Raw genomic sequence first — 13,324 nt, forward strand, 5'->3', positions numbered from 1 at the left:
TTATATAATACTAGTAATTTTTGTTGGCTTTAATTCATAAAAATAATTTCTTTAAATTTATAGTATATCTTTCAATAAAAAAAGCACTCATTGCCTGTAGTCGACAATCAAGTGCTTTAAGTTCATATGTTTTTAAGTAGCATAAATTTATAAGTATTTTAGTAAAAGTATGACACCTTATATGCATCGTGACAAGTACATTAAAACTTACGAGCTTGTACGAGTTCATTAGTTTCAGTTTCATTTTAAGTGGTATATATTCATAGCCAAATAAAACCTCATCTCACCTAAGCTCGTACTTTGTTTTCTGTTCTTTCATTGCACTCCATGATGATACAACCATCATTAGTCTGTACTTTTTAACAGCCCATTTTAAATAGCGACATCTTGATAACCTACTTCATCTACCCTTTCATTTATAAGACGAATTCCTAAACCATTTTCCTCATCCCATGAACAATCAAACGAGATCCCTACATCACGTCCATCACGAAGGAAATCATACGGAACAGAAATACCTACTAATGTTATATGTTCTATTAATTGATCAACTGTTTCAATTAATGGATAATCTTCATTAAATGCAACATCATAACCAAGCTCATGCCTTTTTTGTTTATAATAATTTAAAATTGGTTGTAATATGTTATGTTGGATTTTCTCCCAATTATCCATTAATGAATTGTATGCCACATATTGACCTTCATCAAATTTACCATCATCTTCTCCTCCAATTAATAATGCTATCTCCGTGTCCTTTCCTAAAAACTTTATGGTTCTGTATCCTACCCATGTATACTGATAATCAAGTTCTCCAAAAACTTTATCATTTATTGTCATTTTATAATCTCCTTATTATTTATTTGCAAATCCTCCAGGTTCAAAAGCTCCTGCGTTTATTTCACCAACTCCACCAAGGTGTCCAAATTTGGCGTTTATTTCTGTTGGCACAAGTTGTATAGTAACTCCATCATTTAACTCATGCCATGTTAATTTATTTTTCACTCGGTATTTTTCTATATCTTTTGCCGTAATTCCACCAGCTTCCATTCCAAATTGGTTTGCCAATTCTGGTGAATTATTAAGCTGATCTGCTAACCTTTCATTTGCTTGCTTAAAATTATAATCTCTAGCAGTATTTCCTTTAGCCCCTTTTCCACCTAGCATATAATCGATTTCCAACTGTGCCTTTGCTACTGGTGAAAAATCAGGAACTCCATTTTTATACTCAATTCCATTAATACCAGCTTCATTTAAGATTTTCTGTAACGTAGGATCTGGTGGTGGTTTTAGGGTACATAAAGACTCACCTCTAACCCCTTCAAAAACGACATTTGAATTCGTTTCTGCGGGTGTTTGCTTAAATCTTGATTCATATGTACTGGCAAATTCCTCTTGCTTGAAGGCTGGTGGAACTTCAGCCTCTCTATTACCCGTACCCTATGTTGTAATCTTAAACCCTTACAATAAAAAAGCAAACCATGTAAACCTTATTAAACTACTTCTTTTTCTTCTACTATCGGCAATTCATATGCCGTTTTATATTTCATCATGCCATATACAATGTTTACAAGCCTTCTCATAATACATACCAATGCCTGTCCTTTTGTTTTTCCCTCTTTAAGTTTCTTTTGATAATATGCATGAAACACTGGGTTTCTGGGTAATTTACTTCCTTTTGCTACTTGCACTTGCTGTACAGCTAAATTATAAAATAAAGCGTGTAGCGCTCTGTTTCCTTGTTTGCTTTTGTGTGTCTTACCTTTCCCACCAGAACCAAAGTAAACAGGCGCAATCCCCGCAAATCGTGCTAATTTATTGGCATTTGGAAATCGTCTTACATCTCCAATTTCAGCTATTAATGCTGATGCCGTCACAAGTTCTATTCCCGGCATCGTTTCTAATTGATAATCTAGTAGTTTTACTAGCTGTTTTAATTCTCTTTCGATGTATTTCATTTCCTTCTTTTTAAACTCAATCTCCCGTACAATACTTCTTACTAAAAAGTTTCGCATTTCTTGATACTCTTTCATTGTTTGTCCATCTTCTTTTACAAGTTTTAATATGTCACTTGCTTTCTTTACTGAACATGTATTGTTGCTAACATCTAATAAAAAAGCTGTTAATCGCTTTATATTCGTCCCCTCTAAACAAGAGGGTGACGGATATTGCTGCCAAAACGCTAATGCTGTTTTTCCATCTAACTCTGAGAAAAACTTTTTATAACTTGGATAATGGTGATTTAATTGAATATGTAATTGGTTCTTTAATGCACTTTGTGCTTTTACTAATGCATTCCTTCTTGAAACCAATTGTTGTATCGACCAAAATAAATCGTTTGGCTTTGCATCTGGCAATTGATTAAATTTGTTTACCAATATGCGTGCCACACATTCCGCATCCCAACTATCATTTTTTTGTATCATCACTTGGCTCTTTCGTTCTAAAAATGATAAAGCTGGATTTACTTCTTTCACTACTTGTTCATGATCTACTAAATATTTCGCTAACGCTCTTCCGTAACCACCAACATCTTCTAAACCAAATACAACTGATAAATCATTACTCACATATGTCTCTACTTCTAATAAAAACTCCGAAAATGCCGATGGTTTATTATCAAATTGTATTTCTCCTAATTTCTCTTGCCAACAATTAATTATAACAGCCGTATGATGCTCCTTATGTAAAGCTACTCCTACATACATATAGTTCTGTCTATTATGCATAACTCATCCCTCTATTCAATGATTTAGTCATATATAAAAACGTCGGCAACCTTAGTTCGAGCGTTCATCTTCCGATGCGCATAGGTACGCAAGCCTATCCATTTTCATAATTTCATAAGTACATATAGTAAAATGAGCTAATTTTTTAAGTGAATTTATAAAATAATTGCTGGATGTTTCCCATTTGTTTGTATTTGTCCGTATGTATACACCCCTCGATAAAAGTTCTCTCGGTCTAACATACGTTTCACTTGTACTTTCGTAAACAGCTTTCCTTTCTCTGTACGATAACCATCCCTATTCAGTCTTTCTGCCAATTGAGTTAGCGACCAATGTTTAAAAAAGTGTCTTAATTCAAATAGTCTCCGTACAACTACTGCTTTCTCCACATCTACTTCTAACACTTTTTGTCCTTTCTTTACTCTATAACCAAACATCACACCGCCACCTGCATAGCCACCTTGTTCCGCTTTTTTCTTTCTACCTCGACTTAACTTTAATGCAATCTCTAGACGTTGATATTGGTCTAATAGCTCTAGCATGCCATTTACTAAAAAATCATTTGGGTCATGTGTGTATATACTGTAATTTGGTTGTTCAATTGCTTTCACATCTACCTTGTGTTTCTTTAGTTCTCTTTGTATTAACACTTTTGCCATATCAGAGCGCCATAACCGAGATGTATTGAGTACAATCACGTGCTTCACTTGTTGATATGCCATATCTGACAATAGTTCTTGTAAGCCTTCACGTTCAATTGTTAATCCATTTTCATCAACAGTTGCGCCACTTAGTCCTCTATCTTCATATACATGAAGCAATTGTAAGTTGTTTTCCATACAGTAACGTTCGATTTCTTCTACTTGATACGTTAAGCTATAACCTTCACGCACTTGTCCTTCTGTTGAAACTCGTACATAGCCAACAACTTTCTCCTCCATATCAAACTCCCTCTCGTTACAGCAATTAAAGTCCCTGTAACGTTTACCCGTTTTTTGCGGATAACGTGTGCATAACGTCCATCCGTTAAAACGTACTTTACGATGACTTCAAAACATAATACAACCCTTAATTTTTACAATAATTTTTTCTCTAGTAATGTCGTACACTGTACAAAGCCACTACAATCTATAAAATTTAACACTTAATGCACTTATAAAATTATAATGTGTCTACCTATTTCTATCCTAAAACGCAAAAAGCACTTGTTACCTTTAATTGGCAATCAAGTGCTTTAAGTTCATATGTTTTTAAGTAGCATAAATTTGTAAGTTTTGTAGTAACAGTATGACACCTTTTATATGTGGTAACAACTACTACGTTAAAACTTACGAGTTTGTACGAGTTCGTTAGTTTAATATATATTCCATGTGTTTATATTCAGCATCCAGTAAAATGTCATCTCGCCAAAGCTCGTACTTCTTTTTCTTTTCTATCATTGTACATAGTACTCCATGATGGTACAACCATCATGGAGTTTACTCTTCAAAATAGCCATTTCTTTTTCTACCCACTTCTCATATATGCTTATGCATGTTTACGTTAAACCACTATAAACTTTTATCATATATGGTATTGCACTCAATTTTTTGTATCTTCAAGATTTTTAAGATGCTTTTCTAAGTATTTTTTCCCTGAATTACTTTTAGGCATAAGACCAAGATGTTCATATTCCCAAATAATCATTCTCTCGTGGGAATTTTCATCTGAAAGGTCATCATAATTAAAGTCAATATTAAACTTTCCTGTATTATCAAAAATCATAGTGAAATTTGTCCAAGCTTCTTGATCATTATCAATAAACTCTTTCTTCATTCTCTTAATACAATCTAACAAACGATGCCACTTCTTAAAATATTCTTCTTCTGGGACATTAAAGAGTTCAAAAATACTATGACTGTAAATAGGAGTACTATTCTCTTCAGGGTAGTAATAAAAATATGATTCTTGAGCACCTTCCCCAACCTCACCATACAGGTAAACCTTAAACCACTTCTCTGGAATTGTATCAATTACAACCTCTGCTATTTCATTGTATAACTTGCTTAATTTTTCATCATTCATCTAATTTTCCTCCTGGTACATTATCAAAATTCTTTAATCTCCATCTATCTTCATCACCAATTTTATATCTAATAACAAAACTGTCTGGACGTTTTGAATTCCCGCTATAATTCGGCGTTATTTTCACCCTAACTTTATCACCATCATTAAGAGCATTAGCCCATTCATTCTCTAGTTTTTTCCATTCTCCTCTGTTTAAGTTACTATTCATTGGAACTAAATTATCCATATTACCAGAGCCTTTAAATATAGTTGCAATTAAATGTCCGCCGTCATCATCATCCAAACGGTCATTCCCACCTACCACTCTCTGAGCGTAGTTATTCCGCTTACCATCACCTAATTGAAGGCTACCCTCGCAACTTGCAACACGCCCTTGACTATCTGTTGTATATGTATATCCTTCTTTACTTGTATACTCAACATTTGGCTTTAATATCTTTTTACGTTTTTCCCTAGCATATTGTTCTCCATAGTTTACTTTTACAGGTCCTTCACCCGTACCCTTAGCAAGTTGATAAGCGTCATCCTTAGCTGCCGTACTTGCCTTTGAAAACTTTCCAGCTACTTCTCCAACAGTTGAAGATTCTATATAAGGAAGCTTCATTCCTATTCCAGTATCCACCGTCCTAACTGCTACTGGAATAGGAGTATTTTTCATAGCATCTAGTGCATTTTTTAAATTCTTATTTTCCTTAAGCGATTGTACCACATTTTTACCCAAATTTGGATTAAAACCAGGCATTCCTTCTTTGAATTTTAATAATTTGGCTAAATCAGCTAATTCACTCGTCCCTTTGAATGCTTTTACTCCTTTTCCTACTGCTCCAACAACTGGGATTGCATCTAATCCGCCAAAAATGATGTTTCCTACCCGCTCTTCTTGGCTCAATTTCCTATGTGTTCCCCAGTCTTCTCCGTCGATACCGCTTTTTATTTGTACACCTCCGTATACTACTGCGGCAGCGGCCCCAAGTGGTGGACAAAGGATTGTTGTGATGATGATTCCTACGCCTATTCCTATGTCTCGCACCATTTCTAGTTTTTTCTGTTCATCTTCTATCGATTTGTATTCAAATCCTCGTGTGGATGGGACTACTTTCTTGTATTCTTCATAATTTAATTTTGCATCTGGATTTTGTTTTTTTAGTTCTTTGTATTCTGCCCTAAGTACGTTATCAAATGCAGGAGAATCTCTAAAAATATCTTCTACTGTTATTTTATCTTTCTTCTTCTGTATTGTTTGTGGTACACTTCCGTAGCCTGCATGCGCACCTGGTAATACTGTCGTTGTTGTAGAGCCAATTCGGTTATTTGTTTCAAAACTGAGAATAGATATATCTCTCATTTTTTGAGCGAATTTATCCATTTCTACTAAAAAAGGTTTATCTATATGTTCAGAGACTAATCGACCTGCTTCTCCGCAATATTTTTGTAATGTCGAATAGCTATCAAGTAATTCCCCGATTTTTTGCGATTGATCTTTAGGATTAAAATGTATACTACCATCCGAGTCTAAATCTCGTATTCTTCCATCAATTCTTTTTAATGATTCATTTGCTTCCCGTAATTTCATGAGTGCATCTTTTGTAATTCGATTCATACCATCCCCCATGTTTTGCCATGGTTCAGGTCTATATTTCACATCCATCTCGTTTTCATCCCCCCAGCCGTATGGTGATTTCTACAACTTACTTAATATTTCACGTAATTGTTCGTCCTTTTCAAGCATTTCTACACATACATTTCCTACAACTGTCGCTGACCTAGAATAGTGTTCAGCCAATTCTAGTGTTTTGTGTAATATATCAGGATATTTTTCAATTACTCTCATCGCTTCACCTTTTTGATAAAAATCACAGCTTAATAAACTCTCAATATTCGTTCCAATGACGTCTACATGGATTTTATATATATTTTCTAACTTCATTACTATATCAAGTAGTTCTTGAAAATTAACTAATACTTCTTCTCCACCACCAGAACCACTATCTCCCATTGATACTTGCATTATTGAATACCTCCTAACGAGAATTGTCTCGGGTCAATTAACTTTTTATATGGCATTTTTAACACGTCATACAATTTCTTATTAACCGCATAGAGGCTCACCCAGTCATATCGATTACGATCTACATCTATTTGAACGAAATCTTCTCCTTCAGTGAAATATAAGAAACATTCCCATTTTCCTCCTCTATTACTTCGAGGCCTCGTATACGTTTCTATCGCTATAACGTCTTTATTTGATAAATCTTTTTCCTCAAATGTTTGTTGTTCTGCCTCTGTCATTCTCTTTGAGAAAAATGTATCTTCTATTTCCCTCGGTTCTCTCAATAAGAAAGGAATGCGTGTTAATAATGAAAAATATACGTCCGGTTTTGGTATGTAGTCGATCTCGTATTTTTTATTTGGCTCTATTTCCGTTAATACAGCCACTCGATCTTTATCCTCTTTTAAAAAGCCAATTAATACATTATTCATTCTCGTGTATTCATGACAATTTTCATATTCCTTTAATAGTTCAATTATTTGAAAAGCTGCAGGGGTAATTCCATTTTCACTTGTAAGTAGGCCTTTTTCTTTTAAACTCGTAGTTGCTTTCGTGACACATTCTGCATCAAGTAAAATAATTGCGTCACGGTTTGGCAATCCAAATATATCGGTAACCCCAGCTGCACCTGCGAGAACATATAATTCAGCAGGTGCAAAACTCATTTCTTTCCCCATTCTTTTATCCCTCGTTTCTCCATCACAGTTGTTTTATCGCCCTTACTTCCGATTTATCTCCGTACGTTTGAATGCTTTTATCTAACTCTTTCAAAGCTTTCGTATGTCCTTCAAATGCCTCTACCATTTCTGAATTATATTGAATGATCAAATCAAGATAACTTAAAAATGCATCTCTCGTTTTTCCATTCCATTTCGCACCTGTGACATATGCTTTTAAGTCTTTCGCTTGGTTTAAAGAATCCTTCATACCATTTTCAATGTTTTGTGCGTAAGAAATGGCACTTGCAGTGTTACTTCCTATAATTTCAACCTCTTTACCACTCATGTTCGTTCCCTCCATTCTTTGTATGCTTAATGGATAAGTTTTTCAAATTCCTTTTTCTTTTCTTCAAAAGCCTTGGTCGCTGCAGCGTATGCTGACGCTTTCTCCGATTCTGCTTTCGCTTTATATTCCAAATACTTTGCATAAGCTGTACTTTTTGCAGATCCAACATCGCTTAATGCACTTTTAAAATAGGATACTAATGTATGTAATTCTTCATCCTTTTCATGACGTTTTTGTTCAAATTCAACTGCCGGAATTTTATTAGCTTCTAAGCCATTACTTTTACTCTCATACTCTCTCTTCGCTGATTCAGCCTCTTGAATGAATTGCTTTAACTCTCTTTCTTTATCTTTTAAATAATCATGTAAATCATCATACCGATCTCGTTTCCTCGCACTTTCTGTAAAACCAGACGCATTTAAAAAAGCATTGTACAATTCATCTAACATCTTTCTCCCCCTTTAGCACAATAACTATGTAGTTAAATCCGTATATTTAAACATGAATATTCATTACATTAAGAATTAACAAATAATTATTTTTACATATTGCTATTTTATCAAAGGGATTTTAACATTTCCATATTTTATGAATGGCTTTCGCATTTTTCTTCAATAAAGTGAAACTTTAATCAATATGACTATGTATTTATGTGCAGAAATAATAAAAAACACTGCCAGGCGCAGTGTTTTTTATTACTACCTTTTATCCAATTCATTCGTATTAAATCCTTGCTTGAGAGTAAGACCAGTTCTTTCTTATTTCATCAACAACTATTTCTGGATAATCCCAATGAAGCGTACGAGTAGGCTCCCTGATTCGTTATACTATTTCTTGGGCTGTTTTGTTTCTATATTCATTCCAATATTTTGGCTCAGTCGCTCTTAAAAGAACAATAGAAAAAGGATCTGATATGAATATCAGATCCTTAACTTTAATTTCTTAATACATACATCTTTTTACACGATAACTGGTTCGTACGTGCTCAAATTATCATACTCAGTTTTTACAATACTAGGTGGAAGGTTAACACATCCTCAGATTCACCTTTTCTTGTAGCAGTGCATAATGTTTAATAAAATTAAAGCATATTTTTACTTACCAGACTTAATTTTTTCGTTATATTCTTCTAAAGTTAACCCTTTTTCTTTTAGATAAACAGCAACTTCTTTCCCTACATAACGATAGTGCCATGGCTCATACTTAATGCCAGTAATATTCTCTTTCTCTTTTGGATAGCGGAGAGTAAATCCATATTCTGCAGCATTCTTATCTAACCATTTGAATGCATCGGTAGTTTCAAATTTTGCATTTAAATCTTCTACAGTATTCTGCCATTCAACTGAAATAATGTCTAACGCTAATCCAGTATGATGTTCACTTGCACCAGGATACTGAAGATATTCCAATGCCTTAGCACTAGCCTCTTTATCCGACAAGCCTTGAGATTTATAGCTTTTAATTGAAGCATCATAATAAGTTTGTTGTAATTTTATAGCTCGATAACCTGATCTTAAATAAAGATTGATTCCCTCTTTTTTTGCAGCTGCTACCATATCCTGATAGGAAGTTGCAATTCTACTATCTATTTTCATATTTGGCTTCGCATTTTGAGTGATACTTGTTAATTCAATTCCTAGTTCCTTTGATAACATATGCTCTCTATTTACAAGGATAATTCTCCAATCATTAACATCAGAGATAGGTAAAACATCTTTTTTCTTCGCATGTATTTCATTTTTATTTTTATCGTTATTATTAGTAGTTGCCTGAGATGTTTGCTTTCCACTACAAGCAGCAAGACTCCATCCCATTGCTAATACCAATGCTAAAATTATAAATTTTTTAATTGTATCTCATTCCCTTTTTGTTTATTAGTCTTTATACCAATTTCCCAACACGTCTCTAGGAATCTCCTTGAAATCCTTCAAAGAAATCGGGCCGACAAATTTTTTAATTCCATGTTTTTTAGAATTTTCATCCGAATAATCTTTTAAAAATTGAATTTTAAATTGTTTCTTACCATCAGCATAGTCGGTTACTGTCGGTACGATTGCCGCTTGTCGTATACCAAAAGTTTTATCTTCATACTTAACAAATTGTACATAAGATAATCCTCCAACCAATGTTTCTAATTTTTCTTGCGCAGAAATAAGATTTCCAAGAGAATAATAGATTAGCGTTTCATGTCCATCTTTATTTTGTTTCCACTCAATTGGTTGAATTACATGTGGATGATTTCCAATTACTACATCTACACCTAAATCTGTTAAATATTGAGCAACTTCTTTTTGTTGCTTTGAAGGTGTTGAGGTATATTCTACTCCCCAATGCACCATAACAATCACCATATCAGAGCTACTCTTTGCCTTTTCCACATCATTTTGTATCGCTTTTTTATCAATTAAATTTAAAGCCCAAGACTTATCAGCTGGAATTTTAATTCCATTCGTACCATATGTATAATTTAGTAACGCAAAACGAATACCATTTTTTGTAATCGTTTTTATTTCATTACGCTCGTTTTTACTCTCATTAATACCTACTGGGATAACATCCGGATATTTTTTCCAGTATTCTCTTGTATTCGCAACACCTTTAATACCCATATCCATAGCGTGATTTGTCGCTTGCGTCACTATATTGAATCCAGTGTCCACTAAAGATTGGCCTACTTCTTCAGGTGTATTGAAAGTCGGATATCCTTGTACTTTTAAATTATTTCCGGCAATCGGAGTCTCCTGGTTCACTATAGCAAGATCACTTGATTTAACAGCTTTTTTGATATTTTCATAAATATAATTATAATCATATGAACCGTCTTTTTGTTTGCCATCTTTAATTACTGCGTCATGATATAAATTATCACCCGTTGCTATTAAATTCACAACCGATTGTACTTTTTTATCTTCCGTAAAATTAGGAGACTGTTGGATAGGACTTTTATCTACCCAATTCGGTGCTTTTAATGATGTATCTATATTGGATTCAGCCGGTGGTAATGAAGCTTTAGATGTCTTAACATCTGTATTACTACAAGCGGTTAAAAGCACTAAAAAAATAAGACATACTAAAAAAAACTTTTTACTTCTCTGTAAAGTATCTAACATGTGATCCTCTTTTCTGTTTTATTCCTTATAACCAGTTCTAACAAATCATTCTTTAAAACAACGTATTTTGGTTTTACCCTTAATTATGGAAGGACACTCTGTTACACCTGCTTCGGAATATACTAATAATTGTTTTCCGCTTTCTAGCAATCTATCGATTCCATCAGAAGTGATAGGTTACTAGAAAAAGATGATCCATCAGGATGTCGACTAGTTTGATATACCTATTCCAATTGCAATAACTCGTTTAATATTTAAACAAGATAGGAGAATCGTTCATATAGCCTCTTCTCTCGCTTTATGTTTAAAGTGCCTCCCAAAAAAGGGATCGTTGCTGTAACCCTTTACATAGTGCGAAATTTTTGCAACTAATTTCTTTCATTGAAGCGACAAACATTATACCGATAACAATAAGTAAGACCCAAGAACTTATTTTACCAATATACGAAAAAAGTAGCAATCTTTTGCCCCATATAAAGAAGCCAATTAGGAGAAATGAACGAGAGATTCATTCTATTCAATTCCTTCATTGATTAATAAAAAAACAAGCCACCCAACTATTGGATGGCTCTATACTATAAAAAGAATTTGTTATTGGATTACTTCAATTTCCCTTCAAAAACAATCTTCCTACCGCACGGCTCAACTACTGTTTTGCCGTCTTTCTTTACTTCATGAAAGATTGGCTCTTCCATACGACGAGACGGAGCGTAGCCTTCTTGTTCCATACGTGCTAAGCAGTCTGTAATTGTTTCATTTTCAAGTACTTCAAATTTCTTTTTATTAGGTTGTTTTGTCATGCCCTAACCTACTTTCTATTTTTCTTGATGCAAATTGATTTTTCATGTAGACCATATATAACATTGCGAGAATTCCCATTATAATCATAACCGCAATAAAAAAGCTTGTATACTGTATTTTTTCTATAAATATGCCGCCTAATACAGGTCCCATAATACTTCCTAAACTAAAAGCGATTCCGGATAATATATTACCTGCCGGTAGTAAATGTCTCGGTAATAAATCAGTCATAAATCCAAGCCCTAAAGAGAAGCACGATCCAATAACCATACCCGCTAAAAGCATGCAGGCAAAGACGATCCAGTAATATTGATCAAATACGGCGGCAAGTAGAAAAATGCCCGTACTTATGCTAAACGTCCACGTTAATATACGGTCCCTTCCGTATTTATCACTCAATATACCGAGCGGAATTTGTGTAATAATACCCCCAACTGCAAATGCTGGTAATAAGAAGGATACATCTGAAACAGACCACCCTTTACGAAGTGCGTATACTGGTAAGTTACTGTTTAGCATTGCTTCAAGTACGCCATATGCAAGTGGACCTAGCAGTGCAATCCATCCTAATCCAACAACTTGTTTATAACGAGAAAATGATGATTCACTCTTCACTTCTCTTTCATCTTGCGCTGGGAATGCATTTTTTGTTGGAAGTAGTAACAGCCAACCTATTAAACAAAGTATAGTAGATATAATAAATGGCGTTGCAAGACCGTACTGCACAGTGCTTGCTAAATACGGACCAACGGCAAAACCAATTCCGAAGAATACACCGTATATCGATACTTGTCTCCCTATTTTACTTGGGTCTGATGTTGTCGTGATCCACGTTTGTGTTCCGACATGAAGCATATGATCTCCGACTCCAACTAGAAATCTAAGGATAAACCATACCCAAAACGAAAATGTTTGTGTAAAAAAGAATAATGAAATAATAACGAGAAACCCACCTATAACAATAATCGGCTTCATCCCAAACCTTTGCATCGGTTTTTCAAGAAACGGCGAAATAACTAATATCCCAATGTACAATGCCGTCGCATGAATACCATTAATACTTGAACTAACCCCTTCTTGTTCAAAAATCATTGCAATGGCAGGTAAGAGCATTCCTTGTGACAAACCCGAGATTGCTACAATCCCAACCATAATCCAAAAAGTAAAACGCATTGACATCCTCTGTCCCTCTCCTTCTCACGCTTCCACTTTTCATTATAAACTGTTTCTTCAAATGCGTGTACGAATATTCGCAATAAAAAACAAGCTAAAAGAATGAACCTTTTAGCTTGTTATCTTATCCTTCCCAAACTTGCGCTTTCACATTGTAATGAAAGTGTTTAAAATATGGATTTTCATAAAATGAAGGTCCATATAAGTAATGTTGCATATGAGCTGTTAGTGGCTGCTGCATTTGTAAAGGAACTACAGCTGGTGAAACTTGCATATACATCGGATCTATCATTATTTTTGTATAGATATGATGATTATATGGCGAATAAGCGATTAAGGATGGTTTATGCATTGATAATCTCCCCTTATACATACAAATGTTATAGTAT

Annotated in this window: 16 protein-coding genes; all 16 read right to left on the reverse strand. The window is 34.3% G+C overall.

Going from position 1 to position 13,324, the window contains the following annotated elements:
• Nucleotides 1-34 precede the first annotated feature (34 nt).
• The gene (locus NST90_RS15195; protein WP_114556408.1) at nucleotides 35-238 is read right to left on the reverse strand and encodes a hypothetical protein; all 204 of its coding nucleotides are present in this window, start codon (nucleotides 236-238) and stop codon (nucleotides 35-37) included.
• A 134-nt stretch (nucleotides 239-372) separates the two neighbouring features.
• Nucleotides 373-840, reverse strand: a complete 468-nt coding sequence (locus tag NST90_RS15200; RefSeq protein ID WP_000154325.1) for a DUF2004 domain-containing protein — start codon at nucleotides 838-840, stop codon at nucleotides 373-375.
• A 15-nt stretch (nucleotides 841-855) separates the two neighbouring features.
• Nucleotides 856-1,260 (reverse strand): HNH endonuclease, encoded by a 405-nt coding sequence (locus tag NST90_RS15205; RefSeq protein ID WP_309307350.1) that lies wholly within the window; start codon nucleotides 1,258-1,260, stop codon nucleotides 856-858.
• A 233-nt stretch (nucleotides 1,261-1,493) separates the two neighbouring features.
• Entirely contained in the window at nucleotides 1,494-2,729 is a 1,236-nt protein-coding gene (locus NST90_RS15210) for an IS110 family transposase (protein ID WP_098955628.1), read from the reverse strand.
• A 155-nt stretch (nucleotides 2,730-2,884) separates the two neighbouring features.
• Nucleotides 2,885-3,670 (reverse strand): recombinase family protein, encoded by a 786-nt coding sequence (locus tag NST90_RS15215; RefSeq protein ID WP_098955629.1) that lies wholly within the window; start codon nucleotides 3,668-3,670, stop codon nucleotides 2,885-2,887.
• 640 nt (nucleotides 3,671-4,310) lie between these two features.
• Complete coding sequence (locus tag NST90_RS15220) at nucleotides 4,311-4,793, reverse strand: antitoxin YezG family protein (RefSeq protein WP_000997350.1); 483 nt, start codon at nucleotides 4,791-4,793, stop codon at nucleotides 4,311-4,313.
• Nucleotides 4,786-6,444 (reverse strand): DNA/RNA non-specific endonuclease, encoded by a 1,659-nt coding sequence (locus NST90_RS15225; protein WP_098529409.1) that lies wholly within the window; start codon nucleotides 6,442-6,444, stop codon nucleotides 4,786-4,788. Before NST90_RS15225 ends, NST90_RS15220 begins: the two co-directional genes overlap by 8 nt.
• Before the next feature lie 33 nt (nucleotides 6,445-6,477).
• Nucleotides 6,478-6,804 (reverse strand): hypothetical protein, encoded by a 327-nt coding sequence (locus NST90_RS15230; protein WP_001198201.1) that lies wholly within the window; start codon nucleotides 6,802-6,804, stop codon nucleotides 6,478-6,480.
• On the reverse strand, nucleotides 6,804-7,523 hold the full coding sequence (locus NST90_RS15235) for a DUF5081 family protein (RefSeq protein ID WP_000514121.1): 720 nt from the start codon (nucleotides 7,521-7,523) through the stop codon (nucleotides 6,804-6,806). The genes NST90_RS15230 and NST90_RS15235 overlap by 1 nt, the downstream gene beginning before the upstream one ends.
• Nucleotides 7,524-7,545: 22 nt before the next feature.
• A complete protein-coding gene (locus tag NST90_RS15240; RefSeq protein ID WP_000014535.1) occupies nucleotides 7,546-7,851 on the reverse strand; it encodes a WXG100 family type VII secretion target in 306 nt (101 codons plus the stop codon).
• A 26-nt stretch (nucleotides 7,852-7,877) separates the two neighbouring features.
• Nucleotides 7,878-8,300, reverse strand: a complete 423-nt coding sequence (locus NST90_RS15245) for a hypothetical protein (RefSeq protein WP_000883470.1) — start codon at nucleotides 8,298-8,300, stop codon at nucleotides 7,878-7,880.
• 645 nt (nucleotides 8,301-8,945) lie between these two features.
• Complete coding sequence (locus NST90_RS15250) at nucleotides 8,946-9,677, reverse strand: M15 family metallopeptidase (protein WP_098529405.1); 732 nt, start codon at nucleotides 9,675-9,677, stop codon at nucleotides 8,946-8,948.
• Between the two features lie 48 nt (nucleotides 9,678-9,725).
• Nucleotides 9,726-10,961 (reverse strand): CapA family protein, encoded by a 1,236-nt coding sequence (locus NST90_RS15255; RefSeq protein WP_098272713.1) that lies wholly within the window; start codon nucleotides 10,959-10,961, stop codon nucleotides 9,726-9,728.
• Nucleotides 10,962-11,560: 599 nt separating this feature from the next.
• Nucleotides 11,561-11,761, reverse strand: a complete 201-nt coding sequence (locus tag NST90_RS15260; protein WP_000166303.1) for an NETI motif-containing protein — start codon at nucleotides 11,759-11,761, stop codon at nucleotides 11,561-11,563.
• A complete protein-coding gene (locus tag NST90_RS15265) occupies nucleotides 11,745-12,941 on the reverse strand; it encodes an MFS transporter (protein ID WP_098220010.1) in 1,197 nt (398 codons plus the stop codon). Before NST90_RS15265 ends, NST90_RS15260 begins: the two co-directional genes overlap by 17 nt.
• 118 nt (nucleotides 12,942-13,059) lie before the next feature.
• A complete protein-coding gene (locus tag NST90_RS15270) occupies nucleotides 13,060-13,287 on the reverse strand; it encodes a hypothetical protein (protein ID WP_000549500.1) in 228 nt (75 codons plus the stop codon).
• Nucleotides 13,288-13,324 lie beyond the last annotated feature (37 nt).

This window comes from Bacillus sp. FSL E2-8900 (assembly GCF_037966225.1).
Lineage (GTDB): Bacteria > Bacillota > Bacilli > Bacillales > Bacillaceae_G > Bacillus_A > Bacillus_A cereus.